The organism is Pseudomonas sp. YuFO20 (genome assembly GCF_035064975.1).
In the GTDB taxonomy this organism is placed as follows: domain Bacteria; phylum Pseudomonadota; class Gammaproteobacteria; order Pseudomonadales; family Pseudomonadaceae; genus Aquipseudomonas; species Aquipseudomonas putida_AE.
On the sequence record NZ_JAXDEO010000013.1, the window covers coordinates 98,504 to 118,603 of the forward strand.

Consider the following 20,100-nt stretch of genomic DNA (forward strand, 5'->3'; position numbering starts at 1 on the left):
GATGCCCGCTCAGGGTGCCCTGGCCAACGGCCTGAAATTGCCACGATGCCGTGACGTGGTGTGAGTGCCGCAGCCGACACTTTCGGACGACCGACGACCTTCTGGTTTGTCCGTGACCGTGAGGATTGCTGAATGCCTGATGTTGAGTTGCACTTGTCTTTGGTCAACAGCCTGCTGGAGCGCCACAAGGGCTCTGCGGGTGCACTGTTGCCCATTCTTCATGATATTCAGGAGCGCATTGGGTACATCCCCGATGCCGCCGTTCCCGAGATTGCCCATGCGCTGAACCAGAGCCAGGCCGAGGTTCGTGGGGTGATCAGTTTTTACCACGATTTCCGTACCGCGCCGCCCGCGCGGCATATCCTGCGGCTGTGCCGGGCCGAGTCGTGCAAGAGTCGTGGTGCCGAGCAGTTGGCCGCGCAGTTGCGCGAGCGGTTGCAACTGGACGATCACGGCAGCAGCGCCGATGGCAGCATCAGTTTGCGGCCGGTGTATTGCCTGGGCGCTTGCGCCTGTTCGCCGGCGCTGGAGCTGGATGGCCGGGTGCATGCGCGGCTGAGTGCCGAGCGTCTCGATGCATTGCTCGATGCTTGCCGGGAGGACGCATAATGCCCGCTTTCTATGTGTCTCGTGATTCGGTAGCCCGTGCCGTGGGTGCCGAAGAGGTTGTGGAGGCCCTTATCATCCATGGCCGGGGGCGCGTCGTGCCGCTGGTGATAAACCGCACCAGCTCGCGTGGCCTGTACTGGCTGGAACCATTGCTGGAAGTGGACACGCCGCAAGGTCGTTTCGGCTTCGGCCCACTGACTGCAGACGATGTACCGTCAGTGCTCGAAGCCCTGAAAGGCGAGCCGTCTGCTCATCCTTTGGCCCTGGGTCTGGTGGAAGAGTTGCCCTATCTGAAGACTCAACAACGCCTGCTGTTTGCCCGCGCCGGCATCACACAGCCGCTGTACATCGACGATTACCTGGATCATGGCGGTTTCGAGGGTTTGAAAAGAGCCGTCATCCTCGGTGGCGAACGGACTGCGACTGAAGTGTTCGACTCCGGCCTGCGTGGCCGTGGCGGCGCGGCCTTCCCCGCCGGGATCAAATGGCGCACGGTGCGCGCGACCGAAGCGGCGCAAAAGTACATTGTGTGCAACGCCGACGAAGGCGACTCCGGCACCTTTGCCGATCGCATGCTGATGGAAGGCGACCCCTTCCTGCTGATCGAAGGCATGGCCATTGCCGGCCTGTGCGTCGGCGCCACCTACGGCTACATCTATGCGCGCTCGGAATACCCGGATGCCGTGGCCATCCTGCGCAACGCGCTGGAGATTGCCCGGAAGAATGGTTACCTCGGCGCCAATGTCGGCGGCAGCGGTCAGGCCTTCGATATGGAAGTGCGGGTCGGTGCCGGTGCCTACATCTGCGGTGAAGAAACCGCGCTGCTGGACTCCCTCGAAGGCAAGCGCGGGATCGTCCGCGCCAAGCCGCCGATCCCTGCCTTGAAGGGCTTGTTCGGCCAGCCGACCCTGGTGCACAACGTGCTGACCCTGGCCTCGGTGCCGCTGATTCTGGCCAAGGGCGCGCAGTTCTATCGCGATTACGGCATGGGCCGTTCCCTGGGCACCATGCCCTTCCAGTTGGCAGGCAATGTGCGTCGCGGCGGGCTGGTGGAGCGGGCCTTTGGCCTGACCCTGCGCGAACTGGTGGAAGTCTACGGCGGAGGCACCGCCAGTGGTCGGCCGCTGAAAGCTGCGCAGGTGGGTGGCCCGCTCGGCGCCTGGGTGCCGCCGTCGCAATTCGACACGCCGCTGGATTACGAGGCCTTTGCTGGCATCGGCGCGATGCTCGGTCACGGCGGCGTGGTGGTGGCGGACGACACGCTGGACATGGCTCACATGGCGCGCTTCGCCATGGAGTTCTGCGCCGAGGAATCCTGTGGCAAATGCACGCCGTGCCGCATCGGCTCGACCCGGGGCGTGGAGGTGATCGACCGCTTGCTGGCCGCGCAAGACCCGAGCGGTCGCGATGAGCAGGTGATCATCCTCAAGGACCTGTGCGACACCCTGCAATACGGTTCGCTGTGTGCGTTGGGCGGCATGGTGTCCTTTCCGGTCGCCAGCGCCCTCAAGCACTTCCCCGCCGACTTCGGCTTGTTGCCCTCGGAGGCCGAGCAATGATCACTCTCTTCGACCCGAACACAGACATTGACCTGGGTACGCCTGCCCGCGACAGCCAGGTGCAGGTCACCTTGAACATCGACGGTCGCAGCATCAGCGTGCCCGAAGGCACCTCGGTGATGCGCGCCGCTGCGCTGCTGGGCACCACCATTCCGAAACTCTGTGCCACCGACAGCCTGGAAGCCTTCGGTTCCTGCCGCATGTGCCTGGTGGAGATCGACGGTATGCGCGGTTATCCGGCGTCCTGCACCACGCCGGTTACTGAAGGCATGAGCGTGCACACCCAGACGCCGAAGCTCGCGACCCTGCGCCGCAATGTCATGGAGCTGTACATCTCCGATCACCCGCTGGACTGCCTGACCTGCTCGGCCAACGGCAACTGCGAGCTGCAAACCGTGGCCGGTCAGGTCGGCCTGCGGGAGGTGCGTTACGGCTATGAAGGCGACAACCATCTGGCCGATGTGAAGGACACCTCCAACCCCTACTTCGACTACGACCCGAGCAAGTGCATCGTCTGCAACCGCTGCGTGCGCGCCTGCGAGGAAACCCAGGGCACCTTTGCCCTGACCATTACAGGGCGCGGTTTTGAATCCCGGGTGGGGGCGGCCGGTGGTGATAACTTCCTCGACTCGGAATGCGTGTCTTGCGGCGCCTGTGTGCAAGCCTGCCCTACTGCGACGCTGATGGAAAAAAGCGTGGTCGAACTGGGCCAGCCCGAGCGCAGTGTGATCACCACCTGCGCCTATTGCGGCGTGGGTTGCTCGTTCCGCGCCGAGATGAAAGGCGACCAGCTGGTGCGCATGGTTCCGGACAAGAACGGCCAGGCCAACCACGGCCACTCCTGCGTCAAGGGGCGCTTTGCCTGGGGCTACGCCACCCACCCGGATCGAATCACCAAACCGATGATCCGTAAGCACATCAACGACCCTTGGCAGGAAGTGAGCTGGGATGAGGCGGTGACCTACGCCGCCAGCGAATTCCGCCGGTTGCAGCAGAAATATGGTCGCGATTCCATTGGCGGGATCACCTCCAGCCGCTGCACCAACGAAGAAACCTACCTGGTGCAAAAACTGGTGCGCGCCGCGTTCGGCAACAACAACGTCGACACCTGTGCGCGGGTCTGCCACTCGCCGACCGGTTATGGCTTGAAGCAAACCCTTGGCGAGTCCGCCGGCACCCAGAGCTTCGACTCGGTGATGCAGGCCGACGTGATCCTGGTGATGGGCGCCAACCCCAGCGACGCGCACCCGGTGTTCGCTTCCCAGCTCAAGCGCCGTCTGCGTGAAGGTGCGCGGCTGATCGTCATTGACCCACGCCGCATCGATCTGGTGGACTCGGTGCATGCCCGCGCTGAATATCACCTGGCGCTGCGCCCCGGCACCAACGTCGCCATGCTCAACGCCCTGGCCCATGTGATCGTCACCGAAGGGCTGCTCAACCAGGCCTTTATCGACGCCCGTTGCGAGGGCGGCGATTTCGCCAACTGGAGTGAGTTTGTCAGCCGGCCGGAAAACTCGCCGGAAGTGCTTGGCGCGATCTGCGGCGTGCCCGCTGCCGACATTCGTGCCGCCGCGCGCCTGTATGCCACTGGCGGCAATGCGGCGATTTACTATGGCCTGGGTGTCACCGAGCACAGCCAAGGCAGCACCGCCGTCATGGGCATCGCCAACCTGGCCATGGCCACCGGTAACATCGGCCGCGAAGGCGTGGGCGTGAACCCGCTGCGGGGACAGAACAACGTTCAGGGCTCCTGCGACATGGGCTCGTTCCCCCACGAGTTGCCTGGCTATCGGCACATCTCCAACGAGGTGGTGCGGGCGCAGTTCGAACAGGCGTGGAACGTCACTCTGCAACCCGACCCGGGCCTGCGTATTCCCAACATGTTCGAGTCGGCCCTGGCCGGCAGTTTCAAGGGCCTGTATTGCCAGGGCGAGGACATCGCCCAGAGCGATCCGAATACCCAGCACGTCACTGCGGCGCTGTCGGCCATGGAGTGCGTGGTGGTACAGGATATTTTCCTCAACGAAACCGCCAAGTTCGCCCATGTATTTTTGCCGGGCAGTTCGTTCCTGGAGAAGGACGGTACTTTTACCAACGCCGAACGGCGCATCTCGCGGGTGCGCAAGGTCATGGACCCTCTGGGCGGCAAGGCTGACTGGGAAGGCACGGTGGCGCTGGCCAACGCCCTGGGTTATCCGATGAACTACAAACACCCATCGGAAATCATGGATGAAATCGCCAGCCTGACGCCGACCTTCACCAACGTCAGCTACGCCGAACTGGACCGCCACGGCAGCCTGCAATGGCCGTGCAACGCCGAGGCACCGGACGGCACACCGACCATGCACATCGAGCAGTTCGTGCGGGGCAAGGGGCGCTTCATGCTCACCGGCTATGTGCCGACCGAGGAGAAGGTCAACACGCGTTATCCGCTGCTGCTGACCACCGGGCGCATCCTCAGCCAGTACAACGTCGGCGCGCAAACCCGGCGTACCGAGAACGTCGCCTGGCACGATGAAGACCGCCTGGAAATCCACCCGACTGACGCCGAAAGCCGTGGTATCAATGAAGGTGACTGGGTCGGCATCGGCAGCCGTGCCGGGCAGACCGTGCTGCGCGCGCGGATCACTGAACGGGTCGCGCCGGGCGTGGTGTACACCACCTTCCACTTCCCTGAATCAGGCGCCAACGTGATCACCACCGACAACTCCGACTGGGCCACCAACTGTCCGGAGTACAAGGTCACGGCGGTGGAAGTCAGCCGCGTGTATCACCCTTCGGAGTGGCAAAAGCGCTTCCAGGAGTTCAGCGAGGAACAGGACCGCTTGCTCAAGGATCGCCGCCACGCCCGTGGTGATAAGGCGGAGGTGCGCCGATGAGCACTGAAAACCTGATCAAGATGGCCAACCAGATCGCCCAGTACTTCGCCAGCCAACCGGACCAGCAACAGGCGGTGCTCAGCGTGCGCAATCACCTGCAGATGTTCTGGGCGCCGAGCATGCGCAAGGAATTGCTGGCCTGGCAGACGGAGCATCAGGGGGCGGATTTGCATCCGTTGGTGCAAGAGGCGGTGAGTGGCGCAGGTTGGTAGCGACTGGAGAAACGCAATTCCTGTAGGAGCCGGCTTGCTGGCGATCGCGGTTCGTCAGGCGACATGTGTGTCGTCTGGATGTCCGTCATCGCCAGCAAGCCGGCTCCTACAGGGTTATGTATCAATTTTAAATGGGCTTTCACTTTTCAGGTAGAGCGACAACTCATGTTGCCGCTGACAGCCAAGCAACAGCCAAAGCAAGATCCTGGCTTTACGCGGACATAGAAATCCCGCCATCGATGCACCCTTGCGAATCAGATCCATCTCTCCGCCGTGAAAACCATAACTGGCTTGTGCGGTAGAGCCGGAACCGGTGCGGGTCGCGACGATGACCGGAATTCTTTCGGCGATGTGCTCAATCACCGTCGCCCAGCTCTGCGAGACATGTCCGGCGCCGAAACCGGCGATCACCAGCCCGTCATAACCGAGCGCAAGGATGTTTTCCAGAATCAGCGTGTCAGCCGAGAGGGATGCCTCGAACATCGCAACCTTCTGTGTTGTCTGGTGCGGCAGGGGCAAAACCCTACGCTGAACCGGCGCGCGCAGGTAGTGAACGCGGTCTTCCATTATCAGGCCTGCAGGCCCCACGACCGGAGAGGTAAACGCCTGCAACGCCATCGAATCAGTTTTACGCACGCTGCTCGCTTGATGAATCTCCCCGTTCATCACGACCTGAACACCACGCTTTCGGCTGGTCCTGGCCAGGGCGACGTGACATGCATCCAGCAGATTCGCCGGTCCCTCGGCCCCTGGCTGTGCTGCCGAGCGCATCGCACCGGTCAGCACCAGTGGTGCGTCGTGGGGCCAAAGGTAATCGAAAAACGCCGCCGTTTCTTCGAGTGTGTCGGTGCCTTGGGTCAACACGACACCCACGGCGCCTTGCTTGACTTGAAGTTGCGCCCACGACAATACAGTCAGTAAAAATCCGAAATCCAATGAAGCGCTGGGCAGCAGTCCAAGGGTTTCAACGGTCACCCGGGCAAACGTCGCCAAATGCGGTACGGACGCCAGTTGAGTCTCGCCGCTGACGGTCGGGATAACGCCTTCGCCGGCATTCCTGGCTTGCATGCTCACCGTGCCGCCGAGTGCCGCGATGGCGAGTTTGGGCAGTTCCATGTGATACCTCATGTGTTCGGAAGAGAGGTGGCTGTACCCGGTTAAGGATGGGGTACAGCCCAAAGGTCGGTGGCATTTACCCCGCGATAAGGACGCCGATCAGCGGCACGATCAGCAACGTGCTGATCGCCATGGACAGGACATTGCCGATGTAGGCATGCATGTCGGCCGGCAATCGCTTGGCAATCGCACAGGCCAGGGGCGGTGCGATCAATGCCCCCAGCAATGCACTCGAACCGATCACCAGCCAACTGCCGCCATGGGTCAGAATCGCCGCGGGCACCACCGACACCAGAGGCACGTAAGTGGGGTACCAGCCGCGCAACATCCATTGCCGACGCCAGATCACCACCCCGATGGCCGAGGTCAGCGCCTGTGCAGCGATGATGTGCAGCAGCAGACCTGAACCGTACGCCGGGCTCATCGGGTTCATGCTGTAGGCGAGCAATACCCCGAATAACAAGCCGAGGCTGGCCAGTTCATTGCCGAAGAACGGTGCTTCGGAAAAGTCTGCCAGGACCCGGCGCAGGCTCCAGACAACCCCGTAGTCGGGCGCCTTGGTGACGGGCGCGGGAAGCTTGGAGGGTGGTGTCGCGGATTGTTCGGACTTCATCAGGCTGGGCCGGTAGCGGCACAGCAGAAAAGCCACGACGCTGGCGACCGCCATGCCCAGGACATTGCCGATCACCGCCGGCAACCCCAACGGGTTACACAGGTAATTGACGATCAGCAGGCACAGGGGCGTGACGAGTACGGCGCCCATGATCGCGCCGTTGATCGTGACCTTCCAGCCACCGCCAAACATCAGCACCATCGCCGCTGGCAGCGAAACGAACGCGGCAAATGTCGGCTGCCAACTGGTGGCGGTCACCGTCCAACCCCACAGCACGTTACTCAGCAGCAGCCCGAGCAGCGAACTGGTGATCAGCCACGGCCATAGCCCGGTGCCATAAGAAATGCTGAAGCCTTGCCAGGTTCTCCCCGTTCGATTCGCCCAGTAGGCGAGATAGGCCCCCGCCAACAGTCCGATCGATGCGAACTCGTGTTTGTAGAACGCCACCTCGCTGATGTCGCCGAGCAGCCAACGTAACCAGGCACTCGGCTGGGGAAGGCTCGACACCATGTCGCTGTAACTCGGCCAATGGGCAGACCAGAACGAACGATTGGTGAGTGAAAGCCAGATAATCAGCAGTATCGCGCCGATCATCAGCAGGATGACCGCCACATCGAATGGCGATCTGTGGGCAAACCGGTTTTTATCGGTTGTGGTTTCCATGAGTCAGGTCCCCCTTATCAACGTGGGAGACATGGGTGTTGTGTGTAGCCGAGCATTTGATCGTAGAGATCGGCTCGACGATCACGGTGCAGATCGTTCAGGTTGTTCCAGATGAGGGCGCTGCGGGAGCTGGTCAGGTCGATATCGGCAAACAGGATTTCCTGCTGGTCTGCCGATGCTACGGCGCCAATCGGCCAGCCATTGGTCCCGGCAATCAGCGAGCATCCGAGGTAGCGGGCACCTCGCTCCTCACCAATCCGGCTGGCAGCGGCGATAAACACATTGTTGACGTGTGCCGCCGTCATCGTCAGGTACGACGCCATGCACTTGCCGGCTTCATCGAACAGCGGCGGAGGCGTCCAGACCCAGTTATTGACGCTGCAAATGATGTCGGCGCCTTGCTGACTCAGGATGCGCGGTACCTCCGGGAACCAGATGTCCCAGCAAATCAACATCCCGATGCGGCCAATGGGCGTATCAAAAACCGGAAAACCAAGATCGCCCGGTGTGAACCAGAGTTTCTCCAGATTCCACAAATGGGCTTTTCGATACTTGCCGATGAAACCGTCAGGGCCAACAAGTATTGAGGTGTTGAAGAGCCGCATGCCGTCGCGCTCGGCCAGGCCGGCCACGATGTAGACGCTGTGTTTGGAGGCAAAGTCGATCCAGAGTTGCGCGCTTGGCCCGCCGGGTATCAACTGCGCATGTTCAAAAGCATCCTGCCGATTGCTGAAGAAATAACCGGTGCTGCATAGCTCAGGCAGCACAATAAGGTTCGCACCGCCGGTGACCGCCTCCAGCGCCAATTCCAGGCTACGACACAGGTTTGCATCGCAATTTTCGATGCCGACTTGTGGATCGAATTGCACGACTGCTACACGCACAGGGCTTGTTGGCTCGCTCATTTCGGGTGACCTCTTTTTATTGTTTTTCACGCTGTTTAATTGCGTGTTTATGAGAGTCGAAATGCCAGCTGGTGTAAGTCAGACGCTTCCTGCAATGCTGTAGCCTTTGTCCGAAGATGTATGAGCGAGGTGTTTTTTGTACGTTCGACTGGTCAGGAGGGAAAGCAGAGCCATGCCAGACCTGCATGGCTCTGATGCGAGGATCAGGTTTTGAGTTGGTAGTGGGGATAGTCACTCATGGAAAAGCCGCCATTGAACGTTGCCGCAGTTTTGTCGCAGATGTGAATAGCCGCATCAACAGCCGCTCGAAAGCAAGGCTCCGTCCAGCCCGCATCGACTGAAAATGACTCGCCAGAAAAATACAGGCCTGATGAACGGCCGAAGTCCCTGTTGTACTTCATCAGGCTTACGGCGTCGTAATAGGTACCGGGTCGGTAGAGCTTTGCACAACCCAAGGCGTTTTTGTCCGTTATCCAGCGTTGAACCACCGCCTGATCAATACCGATGTAAGGAGAGATTTTCTCCTGAATATTGGTGGAACTCATGAGAATTCGATCCAGCTCTTTGACGCACTTGGCAACCAGCTCTTTGTCAGTGAATGAGGCGAGCTTCGTTGCGTCATCCTCCCAGGTATAACTCAAGAGGATGCAGTCATAGCTGTAGGTATCGTTGTAGCGGTGGGTGTAGACATCGTGGATAAAGCTGTCGGTGACGATGGTTTGTGGGATTTTGTGGTTTTTCGAAAGAAATGACTTTTTCAGCGGTGCATAGACTTTGCAGCTGGTTTCCCAGTGGGCCGTTTTGTAGGCGTTGATTGTCTCGAATGGCAGCATTTCCTGAGTGAAGTTTTTCAGTTCGATTCGAGTCTCGATTAACCAGGACGGGAGGGTCATGATGACCGAATCAAAGTCTTCGAAGCGTTCCTCGGTATGCTCGGGGCGACTGTGTTTCCAGCTGAAATAGACGCGTATCTTCTGGTTAGTCAGTTTTTCCAGTTTAGTAACGGACGAGTCCGTAAAGAGGCCATCGCTTCTTTCGATGCTGTGTTCATAAACGGACTTTCCCGTTTCGGCGGTTTTCAGAAACATCAGGCATTCGTCCAAAGCGGCGAGTCCGATGTAGCGCGGGGCGTCGAAATTCAATCCTGCGGAGTCAAAAACGGCTTGTTTCTGGAGGTACGGCGAGGCCAGTGGGTCACCATTAGCGTCTACCCGACCGTGAATTAGTTGCAACTGACTGCTGAACCCAAAAATGGCAGTTCGCAGTGGGTAAAGGCTGCAGACGTCATAAAAAGCCCCCCAGCTTCCGTCACCGATACCTATCGCATAGAAAATTGCGGATTCTTCCGCGGACATTCCCATTCCGCCAAATTCCCCGGGGGAGCGTTCATCCCAGGTTGTCAGGGCCGGCATACTGACCAGATCGCGAAATGAAACGCTCTCGTACTTGTTTACGATCGCAGCCCACATGCTTTCCCATTTCGGACTCGCGAAGTTTTCCGCAACATGTTTTGTCATGCGATCGGCGAAATCCTTCCACTTTGCATAGACCTTCTGCAGTTCCTCGCCAGGAGGTGGGGTGAGGCCATCGGCATTTTTCCAGATCAACATCTCCGGTGTACCGCTGTTCCCCATGCTGCCCTCTCTGAGGTAAATACCGGTCGAGCGGACCCACTGGCTTCCGGGATTGGCGAAGTCTGAAATCGACAGGTCAAACGCCTTGGCGTAATAAGCCATCAGTGATCTGCCATCTGTGGGTGGCTCGTCTGCGCGATTGAAAAAGGGCATGCGCATTGCCCCCATTTCAAAGGGTGTATGACTTTCCGTGGAGTTACGGCTTCCTGGGATGGTTAAGTGCCTGCCCCCTATGCGCCGGGACTGTTCTATGAGGGTGATATTGGTAAAGCCGCAGCGATACAGTTCTCGGGCGGCCGTCAGCCCGGTCACCCCTGCGCCGATGATACAAATTCGGTGATCCGGAGTAGTGGTCTTGGCTATTCCGTTTGCCTGTTCAACCAGCGATCGATAGTCGAAGCACAAGTCGGGTGGATTGGGAAAGCGGGCAGCCCATTTGTTGTCAGTCGAGCGTTTTGCTCGAGTGGTTTGCGTGGCTGCGAATGAAGGGTAGTTGTAGCTTGAACCTATAGTCATTTTGATCTTCCCTGATAGTACTGATGTTGTTTGCAGGGACGACCTTGAAGATTTGAACGCGCAACATAAATGAGCCAAGTGGGGCGCTGAGGCGCTCCGCTTTCTGTTTTTTTTGTAGGAAATGAAGACACCTCAAATTCACCACAATCCTCTGTGGGAGCGAGCCTGCTCGCGAAAGCGGTGTGTCAGTCAAATCATTGCTGTATTTGCCGACGCCTTCGCGGGCAAGCCCGCTCCCACAGGGTCCGCGTCGTTCACGTGTATTGCAGCCAGCTCAAGGCAGATGCAGGCTCGTACCCACAGGGGATTTAGATGCGTACCTTATTCCGGGTGCGACCATGGCCACTGTGGGAGCGGGCTTGCCCGCGAAAAGGCCGGTAGATTCAACAGGGATGCCGACCGAACTGACGCCATCGCGAGCAAGCTCGCTCCCACAGGGGTCCGCGTCGTTCATGAGTGTTGGAGCCAGCTCAAAACAGATGCTGAGAAATCAGTTTGGAAATTGCCACCATCGACGTCCTGCCGGTGAATTCGAATTTCACTCTCCCCAACGATGAAAAATAAATCTCCAGCTCAGAATCCAGATCAAACGTCCCCGACGTTTCCACCGAATACGCCACGATGTTTTTGTACGGCAACGAGGTGAAGTCTTTTTTGCTGCCGGTGATGCCCTGCACGTTCACCGCGATGATGCGTTTGTTGGTGAAGACCACGCCGTCGCGCATGGATTTGTACGAGTCGATGACCTGTTCCCCGTCGAGCAAAAGATCGGCTACCCGTTCGGCGTATTCGTCGTTCTGCTTGAGCTTGAAGAATCCCTTGTTGTTGAAATCAATCATTTACCGCTCCTCTCTGATTACTCGATCTCGATCGGCCCCTTGGTCCCGGCATCACTGTCGGTCCAGTAATCCTCGCCCGTCAGCCGTCGATCGCCCTGAATGGTGAAGGTGAGCTTGCCCTGGTGAAATTGCAGGGTGCCCTCGGTGCGTTTGGCGTCGACCCGTTTGCCGTTCACCCAGACCTGCTCCTTGGCATCGATGCGGATGGTGGCGACTGTCGCGCCTGCATCGCTTTTGGCCACCCACTGGCCGGCATACGGGGTCTGGGTCGTCGCGCTGTCCGTGGCGGGGTTGGTGAAGCCGGCCTTGGCGTTTTCCGCTTTGCTCTTGTGGATATCGCAGCCCTGGGTCTCGCTGACCTGGGTGCAGCCGGATTGCTCGAGTTGCTTGCGGTATTTGTCGTTGATGGCGTACGCCGGGGATTGCGCGGTCAGCAGGATAACCAGCGCTGGCAGGATGATTCTGTTCATGTTTACCCTCTTCTTCGCGAATGCCTGCATATAGCATGAATGACTCACTTTAGCCTGCGCACGCATTTGAGTCTGTCAGTACACAAGGGCAGCAGCGCCCACCTGCGTTATCATCGCTGCCCTGTTTCCCCAAGAGCCCTGCCCCCGGATGTCCGATACTCTGCCATTGCCTGAAGACCCTCAATCGCTGCCACCGGTGCTGGCGGGCCCGCTGTTGCGGCGCCTGGAACCGACGCGGCTGGTGCTGTGGCTGGTGGGTTCGCGGGCGCTGGATTTGACGCTGCGCTTGCAGGGCGTGGGCGATATTCGCCTCGATGCCGGGCAATGCACGGTCGTTGCGGTGGGTACCCATGCGTTTGTGCACCTGATCGATGTGGCGCTGGACGCTGCCCTGCCCTGCGATGAGGTGATCGAGTACGACCTGTTGATCGATGACGGCACGGGCATCGCCACCTGGGCGCCGCATTTGTTGTATGGCGATGCGGCTGCGCCGAACTTCGTCCTGCATGCGCGCATCGAGCAGTTGCTGCACGGTTCCTGCCGCAAACCCCATCACCCGGCGCCCGACGGCCTGCTGTGCGTCGATCAGCTGTTGGCGCAAGAGCACCTGGCCAGCGAGCGTCCGGCGCTGCTGATGATGAGCGGCGACCAGGTCTACGCCGACGATGTCGCCGGGCCGACCCTGCGGGCGATCCATGCCGTGATCGAACGGCTGGGGCTTTTCGGTGAGCATCTGGCTGGCGCCATCGTCAGCGACAGCGCCGAGCTGTACGGGCACGCCGCCTGTTATTACCACCGGGCGGATCTGCTGCCGGCGCTGCAAAGCAACGAAACCCTGCGCGAGCGGTTTTTCGGGGGTGCGCGCAAGCCGATTTTCACCAGCAGCAGTGCCGACAATCACCTGGTGACCTTCGCCGAAGTCATGGCCATGTACCTGCTGGTCTGGTCGCCGACGCCCTGGACCCTGATCGCGCCAAAACCGCCGAAACTGATCAAGGAACGCCGCGAGCGTTATGCCCTGGAACAGACGCGCATCGACGCGTTCAAGGCTGGCCTGGACAAGGTCGCGCGAGCGCTGGCACACGTGCCGACGCTGATGATCTTCGATGACCACGACATCACCGACGACTGGAATCTTTCCGCGCAATGGGAGGAAACGGCCTACGGCCATCCGTTTTCCCGGCGCATCATCGGCAATGCACTGCTGGCCTACATGCTGTGCCAGGGCTGGGGCAACAACCCGGATGCGTTCGTTGATGTGCTGGAAAAAACCCGTTCACTCAGCGCCACCGGCGATGACCATTACCTGGACAGCGATGTCCAGGACGCGCTGATCGATGAGCTGCTGCGCTTCCAGCACTGGCACTACGTGCTGCCCACCACGCCGGCCATGGTGGTGCTCGATACCCGCACGCGGCGCTGGCGCAGCGAGATGAACCTCAAGCAACCGTCGGGCCTGCTGGACTGGGAAGCCCTCAGCGAACTGCAGCAGGAACTGCTCGATCACCCTTCGGCGATCATCGTGTCGCCGGCGCCGATCTTCGGCGTCAAGCTGATCGAAACCGTGCAACGGGTGTTCAGCTGGCTGGGTTATCCACTGCTGGTGGACGCCGAGAACTGGATGGCCCATCGCGGCGCGGCCCAGGTGATCCTGAACATTTTCCGCCACTCGCGCACGCCGGGTAACTACGTGGTGCTGTCCGGCGATGTGCATTATTCCTTCGTCTACGAAGTGCTGATCCGCCACCGCAAGGCCGGCCCGCGCATCTGGCAGATCACCAGCAGCGGGATCAAGAACGAGTTCCCGCCGGCCCTGCTGGAGTGGTTCGACCGCCTCAATCGCTGGCTGTATTCCCCGCGTTCGCCGCTGAACTGGCTGACCAAGCGTCGGCGCATGCGCATCGTGCCGCATGTGCCGGAACATGCTGAGGCGGGTGAACGGCTGTGGAATTCAGCGGGGATCGGCCAGGTGTACTTCAATGAACAAGGGCAGCCACGGGATATTTTCCAGCATAACGCCAATGGCTCGCCGAAGACGCGGATGGTGGCGCCTGAAGGTGATATCTGAAGGGCTGGACTGAGAACCTGTGGGAGCGGGCTTGCTCGCGAATGCGGTCTACCAGTCCCTATTGGGGTGTCTGTCAGACCGCATTCGCGAGCAAGCCCGCTCCCACAGTTTGATCGGTGTCGCTCATGGATTTAACCCGAACCCTGATCATCGGCAACTCCGGCTCCGGCAAGAGCTGGCTGGCGCAGCGGCTGGCTGAGCGTTTGCAGGTGCCCTGGACCGATCTCGACCGCGTTCACTGGCTGTCCGACGAACACAGCATCGCCCGCCCCCGCGCCGAAGCCTTGGCCATGGCGCGAATCGCGGCCGAGCAGGAGCGCTGGGTGATCGAAGGTGTGTATGGCTGGATCGCCCGCGAACTCCTGCCCCGCACGACTGCGCTGATCTGGTTGAGCGTTGCCGACGAGGTGTGCGTCGCCAATATTCGTCAGCGTGAAGTCAATGACGATGAACGTCTGATCGCGTTGCTGGAGTGGGCGGGCAGTTATCGTCAGCGTGACGGTTCCAGCGGATACACGGCCCATCAGCGGCTATTCGACGGGTTTACCGGTTGCAGAATTCAATTGATGGACCGGACTGAAATTGCAGATTTCGCCTTTATCAGATAAGGACTACAGCGTTCTCGGAAACGTCCCGAGGAGCTTTCGGCGATACTCGGAAGACACGTTGATGCGCTCATTGCGCAATGACCATTCGGAGATATCGCCTTGTCGACCTGTACTCATTTCTGTACAGTCCTTGCATCGAGCGAGGATTTCACCATGCACACCATCAATTACACCACCGCACGCGCGCACTTGGCCGAGACCATGGATCGCGTCAATGAAGACCGCACCCCGCTGCTGGTCACGCGCCAGAAAGGCGAGCCGGTGGTGATGATGTCGCTAGCCGAATACAACGCCCTCGAAGAGACCGCCTACCTGCTCCGCTCCCCCGCCAATGCCGAACGCTTGATCAAATCGATCGGCAACCTGCGCGCCGGGAAAACCAAGTCACGGCAACTCATTGAAGAATGAACATCGAGTTCACTCCTGAAGCTTGGGATGACTACCTGTGGTTTCAGCAAAACGACAAGGCGGGACTCAAGCGCATCAACCTGCTGATCAAAGCCATCCAGCGTGAACCTTTCGAGGGCCTCGGAAAACCGGAACCGCTCAAACACAATTTAAGCGGCTTCTGGTCGCGCCGGATCACGGCTGAACATCGCTTGGTCTACACCATCGAAGACGGTGAGTTACGCGTTGTGATGTGCAGATACCACTACTGAACTCACCCCCCTGACAATCATCTCCACCTCCCGCTCATCAATCGTCAAAGGCGGCAACAAGCGAATGGTCTGCCCCCGCGTCACGTTGATCAGCAACGCATGATCCCGCGCGGCGATCAGGCTCAGGTCGCGGATCGGTTGCTTGAGTTCGATGCCGATCATCAGGCCCTGGCCGCGGATGGCCAGGACGTTTGGATTGTCGGCCAATTCCATGCGCAACCTGGCCAACAGGCGTTCGCCCTGGCGCCGGGCGTTTTCCAGCAGGCCTTGTTCTTCGATGATATCCAGCACCGTACAACCGACCCGACAGGCCAACGGGTTGCCGCCGAACGTGCTGCCGTGGCTGCCGGGGGTGAAGAGTTCCGCGGCTTTGCCACGGGCCAGGCAGGCGCCGATGGGCACGCCGTTGCCCAGGCCTTTGGCCAGGGTCATGACGTCCGGGACGATGCCTTCGTGCTGAGACGCGAACCACTGCCCGGTACGGCCGATGCCGGTCTGGATTTCGTCGAGCATCAATAACCAGGCGCGCTGGTTGCACAGTTCGCGCACGGCTTTCAGGTAACCCGGTGGCGCCAGTTGCACGCCGCCTTCGCCCTGGATCGGCTCCATCAGGATCGCCACGATGCGCGAGCCGTGTTCCTGCTGCACCTTGTCCAGCGCCTTGAGGTCGCCGAAGGGCACCTTGACGAAATCCCCCGGCAATTTGTTGAAGCCCAGGCGCACCGCCGGGCCGTCGCTGGCGGACAGGGTGCCGAGGGTGCGGCCATGGAAAGCGTTGTGCATGACCACCACCAAAGGTTGTTCGATGCCTTTGCTCCAGCCATGCAGCCGGGCGATTTTCAGTGCCGTTTCGTTGGCCTCGGCACCGGAGTTGTTGAAGAACGCCCGGTCCATGCCGGCCAGCCCGGTCAGCTTGCGCGCCAGTTGTTGTTGCCAGTCGATGCTGTAGAGGTTGGAGGTGTGCAGCAACAGGCCGGCCTGCTCGCTGATGGCCGCGACGATTTTCGGGTGCGAGTGGCCGACGTTGGTCACCGCCACCCCGGCCACCGCGTCCAGGTACTCACGACCGGCCTGGTCCCACAGGCGCGTGCCCAGGCCCTTGTTGAAACTCAGGGCCAAGGGTTGGTAAGTGCTCATCAGGCAGGCGGCGGTCATGGCATCAGGCTCCATCAAGGGTCGGTGTTTTTGCAGTATGGTTAGCCACCTGAGCTGGATAAATACTGCAATACTTCAATCATTTTAAAGTCGAGCTTGATAATGGATTTGTTCCAGGCAATGACCGTGTACGTCAAAGTGGTGGAATCCGGCAGCATGACCGGCGCCGCTGCGCAGTGCAAAATGTCCACGACCATGGTCGGCAATCACCTCAAGGCGCTCGAGCAGCGCCTGGGTGTGCGCCTGCTCAACCGCACGACCCGGCGCCAGCGGCTGACCGAATTCGGCACCGCGTATTACCAGCGCTGCCTCGAAGTGTTGGGGCTGGTGGCAGACTCTGAACGCCTGGCCGAGCAAGCGGTCGATGAGCCCAGTGGCACCCTGCGCATCTCGGCGCCCCTGACCTTCGGCACGGAAAAACTGGCGCCGGCCCTGAGCGAATTTGCCCTGCTCTACCCGCGGGTAAAACTCGACGTGATGCTCACCAACCGTCGCCCGGACATGCTCGAACACGGTCTGGACGTGGCCTTTCGCCTGGGAGCCCTGGAGGCGACCACCCTGATTGCCCGCCCGCTCATCAACTACACCCTGACCATGTGCGCCTCCCCGGCGTACGTGGCCCGGCGCGGCGCGCCGCTGAAACCGGAAGACCTGCGCCACCACGACTGCCTGTCGTTCGCTTATCCGGCCGGGGATGACTGGCACTCGGTGGAAAAGGAATGGCGCCTGGCCGGCCCCGAAGGTGAAGTCTCGGTGGCGGTCAGCGGCCCGATGCTGATCAACAGCTCGGCCGGGCTGCATCAGGCCGCGCGCACCGGCATGGGCATCGTGATGTTGCCCGATGTCCTGGTCGAGCGGGACATCCAGGACGGCAAGCTGCTGGGCTTGATGCCCGGCTTCACCCCGCCGAGCCGGCCGATGAACCTGATGTATGCCCAGGACCGCTACCGCCTGCCGAAATTGCGACGTTTCGTCGACTTCGCCCTGCAGATGTGGGGCAAGCACTAGCAGGTCCACCGGGCCTTGAACTACTCTCCCTGACTAGGCAGGGCATTTGCTATCAGGCAGGCGTCAGGGGGAGCAGCGATGGGAGAGGCATCGAGTATCGAGCCCTTGAAGTTCAATGTCTCTGACATGAACGAAGGCATGCTGCACACCATCGTGGAGTTGGTCAGCGACGGCATCTGGGACTGGAATGCCAACACCGGCTTCGTCTACCGCAACAGCCGCTGGTACGAAATGCTCGGCTACACGCCACACTCCCTGGACAACAACGCATTGACCTGGGAAAACATCATCCACCCCGATGATTTCCCGCAGGTCATGGCCCTGTTCGATGACTACCTGAAACAGCACACGCCGGTGTATCAGGCCGAGTACCGCTGCCGCGCCCACGACGGCAGTTATATCTGGATCGAAGACCGCGGCCACGTCCTGGCCCGCAATGCCGACGGTTCGGTGGCGCGGATGGTCGGCGCCCACCGCAGCATCGAAGACAGGAAACGCCTGCTCGAAGCGCTCGAACGGCGCAATCAGTCCCTTGAAGCCATCGTCGAAGAACGCACCCGTGAGCTGTCCAGGGTCAATCAGCAACTGCAGGTACAACTCGAAGAAAACCGCAAGCTGGCGCAAACCGATGCCCTGACGTCGATCGCCAATCGCTATCGCCTGGAACAGACCCTGCCCCAGGAATGTGAGCGGGCCCAGCGCTTTCGACAGCCGCTGTCGCTGATCGCCATGGACATCGACGACTTCAAGACCATCAACGATCACTACGGCCATGCCCTGGGCGACGCCGCCTTGGTGCAGGTGGTCGAACGTGTGCTGCGCTTTGTGCGTGACGGTGACCTGCTGGCCCGTTGGGGCGGCGACGAATTCATCGTGATCCTGCCCGACACCCCGCTGGCCGAGGCCATAACCCTGGCCGAAAAAATCCGCGAGGGCCTGGCAGACTTGCCCGCCGTAGGCGACTTTCGGGTGACCATGAGTTTCGGCGTGGTCCAGCGCTTTGAGGAAGAGCAAAAGACCGGCCTGATGGCCAGGGCCGATCAGGCACTGTATCGATCGAAAATCGCCGGCAAGAATGTGATCAGCGGATAACCGCCGTTACATCCCCGCCTTCACCAGCACCGGTTTGTCCTGGTAACGCTCCGGGTACAGCTGCTTGAGCTGCGCCACTTTCGGCAAGTCGTTGATCACGATGTAGGGATAGGTCGGGTGCTCGATCAGGAAGTCCTGGTGTTCTTCTTCCGCCGGGTAAAAACCGTTGAAGCTTTCCAGCTTGGTCACGATCGGCTTGTCGAACGCACGCGCGGCGTCGAGCTGGGCGATGTAGGCCTGGGCGACCCGTTGCTGTTCGCCGCTCTTGGTAAAAATCGCCGAACGATACTGGGTGCCGGTGTCCGGCCCCTGGCGGTTGAGTTCGGTGGGGTTGTGCGCCACGGAAAAGTAGATCTGCAGCAAGGTGCCGTAGCTGACCTGGCTCGGGTCGAAGGTCACTTCCACCGATTCCGCATGCCCGGTATCGCCACCGCTGACGCGGTCGTACTGGGCGGTATTGGCTGCACCACCGGCGTAACCGGACACGGCATTTTTCACGCCTTTGACATGCTGGAACACCCCTTGGACGCCCCAGAAGCAGCCCCCGGCGAATACCGCGGTTTCGCTGCGGGCCTGGGTGGTTTCGTCGATGGCCGGTGGCGGCAGCAGTACCCCTTCTTCAGCCCCACCGAGGGAAAACGCCGAGCATTGGCCGATGATGCCGGCAGCGGCCAGCCCCAACAGGGAACGGCGCCAGGTGAACAGGCTTTTCATGTCACAGACTCCAAGAGGATGCAGAAAAAGTCAGACGATCCCGGGCTCGAACTTCAGCGCCAGGCCGTTCATGCAGTAGCGCAGGCCGGTGGGTTTCGGCCCGTCGTCGAAGACATGGCCCAGATGCCCGCCGCAACGCCGGCAGTGCACCTCTTCGCGCAGCACCCCGTAGGAACGGTCCTGGCGGGTGGCCACGGCCTTGTCCAGCGGCGCCCAGAAACTCGGCCAGCCGGTGTGGCTGTCGAACTTGGTCGCCGAGGAGAACAGCGGCAATTGGCAACCGGCACAGGCGAACGTGCCGTCGCGGTGCTCGTTGTTCAGTGGGCTGCTGTAGGCGCGTTCGGTGCCTTCTTCGCGGAGGATTTCGTACTGTTCGTCGCTGAGGATGGCGTGCCATTCGCTGTCGCTGTGGGTCACTTCGAAGGCCTCGGCGGCGCTGGCATCGCTGATCAAGGCCGTGCCTGTGGAAAACTTCGGCAACAGGCCGATTGCCAGGGCTGCCACCCCCAGCCCGCCGCTCGTTAGCAGAAATTGCCGTCGTGAAAACATGCTCGTCTCCAGAAATCCAGGGGTGTTTCATGGAACACAGCCTAGGCTTTGGGTGATCGCCAAATCCTCACGGGAAGTTAAACAATTCGTGATAACTCGGGCGCCGAAAAAACCGCACAATGGGCCCTTGACGGACTTCACTGACTTGACTGATTTAACTGTAGGAGCTGCCGCAGGCTGCGATCTTTTGATCTTGATCTTTAAAAACAAGATCAAAAGATCGCAGCCTTCG

At 60.3% G+C, this 20,100-nt stretch carries 20 protein-coding genes; 10 read left to right on the forward strand and 10 right to left on the reverse strand.

The features are described from left to right. The first annotated feature begins 132 nt into the window (after positions 1–132). The 4 genes from SOP85_RS09765 to SOP85_RS09780 are packed head-to-tail and all read left to right on the forward strand — an operon-like array spanning position 133 to position 5,259. Positions 133–609, forward strand: coding sequence for a formate dehydrogenase subunit gamma (locus SOP85_RS09765; protein WP_274073882.1), 477 nt, complete (start codon positions 133–135; stop codon positions 607–609). Next, a complete protein-coding gene (locus SOP85_RS09770) occupies positions 609–2,168 on the forward strand; it encodes a formate dehydrogenase beta subunit (RefSeq protein ID WP_323626797.1) in 1,560 nt (519 codons plus the stop codon). The genes SOP85_RS09765 and SOP85_RS09770 overlap by 1 nt, the downstream gene beginning before the upstream one ends. Then, on the forward strand, positions 2,165–5,047 hold the full coding sequence (gene fdhF, locus SOP85_RS09775; protein ID WP_323626798.1) for a formate dehydrogenase subunit alpha: 2,883 nt from the start codon (positions 2,165–2,167) through the stop codon (positions 5,045–5,047). The genes SOP85_RS09770 and fdhF overlap by 4 nt, the downstream gene beginning before the upstream one ends. Further along, on the forward strand, positions 5,044–5,259 hold the full coding sequence (locus tag SOP85_RS09780) for a formate dehydrogenase subunit delta (protein WP_248687421.1): 216 nt from the start codon (positions 5,044–5,046) through the stop codon (positions 5,257–5,259). The genes fdhF and SOP85_RS09780 overlap by 4 nt, the downstream gene beginning before the upstream one ends. Positions 5,260–5,373: 114 nt before the next feature. On the opposite strand, the gene SOP85_RS09785 is transcribed toward SOP85_RS09780, so the two are convergent. The 6 genes from SOP85_RS09785 to SOP85_RS09810 form a co-directional block, all read right to left on the reverse strand. Next, a complete protein-coding gene (locus SOP85_RS09785; protein ID WP_323626799.1) occupies positions 5,374–6,375 on the reverse strand; it encodes an asparaginase in 1,002 nt (333 codons plus the stop codon). 76 nt (positions 6,376–6,451) lie between these two features. Further along, a complete protein-coding gene (locus tag SOP85_RS09790) occupies positions 6,452–7,651 on the reverse strand; it encodes a hypothetical protein (RefSeq protein ID WP_323626800.1) in 1,200 nt (399 codons plus the stop codon). A 17-nt stretch (positions 7,652–7,668) separates the two neighbouring features. Then, the gene (locus tag SOP85_RS09795) at positions 7,669–8,556 is read right to left on the reverse strand and encodes a nitrilase family protein (RefSeq protein WP_323626801.1); all 888 of its coding nucleotides are present in this window, start codon (positions 8,554–8,556) and stop codon (positions 7,669–7,671) included. A 203-nt stretch (positions 8,557–8,759) separates the two neighbouring features. Next, positions 8,760–10,706, reverse strand: a complete 1,947-nt coding sequence (locus tag SOP85_RS09800; RefSeq protein ID WP_323626802.1) for a flavin monoamine oxidase family protein — start codon at positions 10,704–10,706, stop codon at positions 8,760–8,762. A 470-nt stretch (positions 10,707–11,176) separates the two neighbouring features. Then, the gene (locus SOP85_RS09805) at positions 11,177–11,545 is read right to left on the reverse strand and encodes a PH domain-containing protein (protein WP_323626803.1); all 369 of its coding nucleotides are present in this window, start codon (positions 11,543–11,545) and stop codon (positions 11,177–11,179) included. A gap of 17 nt (positions 11,546–11,562) precedes the next feature. Beyond that, the gene (locus SOP85_RS09810; RefSeq protein ID WP_323626804.1) at positions 11,563–12,015 is read right to left on the reverse strand and encodes a hypothetical protein; all 453 of its coding nucleotides are present in this window, start codon (positions 12,013–12,015) and stop codon (positions 11,563–11,565) included. A gap of 148 nt (positions 12,016–12,163) precedes the next feature. On the opposite strand from SOP85_RS09810, the gene SOP85_RS09815 reads away from it, so the two are divergent. From SOP85_RS09815 to SOP85_RS09830, 4 genes are all read left to right on the forward strand, one after another. Beyond that, on the forward strand, positions 12,164–14,083 hold the full coding sequence (locus tag SOP85_RS09815; protein ID WP_323626805.1) for an alkaline phosphatase D family protein: 1,920 nt from the start codon (positions 12,164–12,166) through the stop codon (positions 14,081–14,083). 125 nt (positions 14,084–14,208) lie between these two features. Further along, positions 14,209–14,691, forward strand: a complete 483-nt coding sequence (locus SOP85_RS09820; protein ID WP_323626806.1) for an adenylate kinase — start codon at positions 14,209–14,211, stop codon at positions 14,689–14,691. Between the two features lie 153 nt (positions 14,692–14,844). Further along, complete coding sequence (locus SOP85_RS09825; RefSeq protein WP_020795569.1) at positions 14,845–15,099, forward strand: type II toxin-antitoxin system Phd/YefM family antitoxin; 255 nt, start codon at positions 14,845–14,847, stop codon at positions 15,097–15,099. Further along, a complete protein-coding gene (locus SOP85_RS09830) occupies positions 15,096–15,350 on the forward strand; it encodes a Txe/YoeB family addiction module toxin (protein ID WP_274073890.1) in 255 nt (84 codons plus the stop codon). Before SOP85_RS09825 ends, SOP85_RS09830 begins: the two co-directional genes overlap by 4 nt. On the opposite strand, the gene SOP85_RS09835 is transcribed toward SOP85_RS09830, so the two are convergent. Beyond that, positions 15,318–16,505 (reverse strand): aspartate aminotransferase family protein, encoded by a 1,188-nt coding sequence (locus tag SOP85_RS09835; RefSeq protein WP_323626807.1) that lies wholly within the window; start codon positions 16,503–16,505, stop codon positions 15,318–15,320. The genes SOP85_RS09830 and SOP85_RS09835 overlap by 33 nt on opposite strands. A gap of 102 nt (positions 16,506–16,607) precedes the next feature. Here SOP85_RS09835 and SOP85_RS09840 point away from each other — a divergent pair, with 102 nt between their 5' ends. Both SOP85_RS09840 and SOP85_RS09845 read left to right on the forward strand, forming a co-directional pair. After that, positions 16,608–17,513 (forward strand): LysR family transcriptional regulator, encoded by a 906-nt coding sequence (locus SOP85_RS09840; protein ID WP_323626808.1) that lies wholly within the window; start codon positions 16,608–16,610, stop codon positions 17,511–17,513. A gap of 78 nt (positions 17,514–17,591) precedes the next feature. Then, positions 17,592–18,605 (forward strand): sensor domain-containing diguanylate cyclase, encoded by a 1,014-nt coding sequence (locus SOP85_RS09845; RefSeq protein ID WP_323626809.1) that lies wholly within the window; start codon positions 17,592–17,594, stop codon positions 18,603–18,605. A gap of 6 nt (positions 18,606–18,611) precedes the next feature. On the opposite strand, the gene msrA is transcribed toward SOP85_RS09845, so the two are convergent. The 3 genes from msrA to SOP85_RS09860 form a co-directional block, all read right to left on the reverse strand. After that, a complete protein-coding gene (gene msrA / locus SOP85_RS09850) occupies positions 18,612–19,319 on the reverse strand; it encodes a peptide-methionine (S)-S-oxide reductase MsrA (protein ID WP_323626810.1) in 708 nt (235 codons plus the stop codon). 30 nt (positions 19,320–19,349) lie between these two features. Beyond that, the gene (gene msrB / locus SOP85_RS09855) at positions 19,350–19,868 is read right to left on the reverse strand and encodes a peptide-methionine (R)-S-oxide reductase MsrB (RefSeq protein WP_323626811.1); all 519 of its coding nucleotides are present in this window, start codon (positions 19,866–19,868) and stop codon (positions 19,350–19,352) included. A gap of 27 nt (positions 19,869–19,895) precedes the next feature. Then, positions 19,896–20,100, reverse strand: a 205-nt coding sequence (locus tag SOP85_RS09860) for a hypothetical protein (RefSeq protein WP_323626812.1), incomplete at its 5' end; no start/stop codon positions are given.

Coding starts and splice junctions, on each gene's coding strand:
- SOP85_RS09765 (WP_274073882.1), top strand. CDS start 133: ATGCCTGATGTTGAGTTGCACTTGTCTTTGGTCAACAGCCTGCTGGAG.
- SOP85_RS09770 (WP_323626797.1), top strand. CDS start 609: ATGCCCGCTTTCTATGTGTCTCGTGATTCGGTAGCCCGTGCCGTGGGT.
- fdhF (WP_323626798.1), top strand. CDS start 2,165: ATGATCACTCTCTTCGACCCGAACACAGACATTGACCTGGGTACGCCT.
- SOP85_RS09780 (WP_248687421.1), top strand. CDS start 5,044: ATGAGCACTGAAAACCTGATCAAGATGGCCAACCAGATCGCCCAGTAC.
- SOP85_RS09785 (WP_323626799.1), bottom strand. CDS start 6,375: ATGGAACTGCCCAAACTCGCCATCGCGGCACTCGGCGGCACGGTGAGC.
- SOP85_RS09790 (WP_323626800.1), bottom strand. CDS start 7,651: ATGGAAACCACAACCGATAAAAACCGGTTTGCCCACAGATCGCCATTC.
- SOP85_RS09795 (WP_323626801.1), bottom strand. CDS start 8,556: ATGAGCGAGCCAACAAGCCCTGTGCGTGTAGCAGTCGTGCAATTCGAT.
- SOP85_RS09800 (WP_323626802.1), bottom strand. CDS start 10,706: ATGACTATAGGTTCAAGCTACAACTACCCTTCATTCGCAGCCACGCAA.
- SOP85_RS09805 (WP_323626803.1), bottom strand. CDS start 11,545: ATGATTGATTTCAACAACAAGGGATTCTTCAAGCTCAAGCAGAACGAC.
- SOP85_RS09810 (WP_323626804.1), bottom strand. CDS start 12,015: ATGAACAGAATCATCCTGCCAGCGCTGGTTATCCTGCTGACCGCGCAA.
- SOP85_RS09815 (WP_323626805.1), top strand. CDS start 12,164: ATGTCCGATACTCTGCCATTGCCTGAAGACCCTCAATCGCTGCCACCG.
- SOP85_RS09820 (WP_323626806.1), top strand. CDS start 14,209: ATGGATTTAACCCGAACCCTGATCATCGGCAACTCCGGCTCCGGCAAG.
- SOP85_RS09825 (WP_020795569.1), top strand. CDS start 14,845: ATGCACACCATCAATTACACCACCGCACGCGCGCACTTGGCCGAGACC.
- SOP85_RS09830 (WP_274073890.1), top strand. CDS start 15,096: ATGAACATCGAGTTCACTCCTGAAGCTTGGGATGACTACCTGTGGTTT.
- SOP85_RS09835 (WP_323626807.1), bottom strand. CDS start 16,505: ATGACCGCCGCCTGCCTGATGAGCACTTACCAACCCTTGGCCCTGAGT.
- SOP85_RS09840 (WP_323626808.1), top strand. CDS start 16,608: ATGGATTTGTTCCAGGCAATGACCGTGTACGTCAAAGTGGTGGAATCC.
- SOP85_RS09845 (WP_323626809.1), top strand. CDS start 17,592: ATGGGAGAGGCATCGAGTATCGAGCCCTTGAAGTTCAATGTCTCTGAC.
- msrA (WP_323626810.1), bottom strand. CDS start 19,319: ATGAAAAGCCTGTTCACCTGGCGCCGTTCCCTGTTGGGGCTGGCCGCT.
- msrB (WP_323626811.1), bottom strand. CDS start 19,868: ATGTTTTCACGACGGCAATTTCTGCTAACGAGCGGCGGGCTGGGGGTG.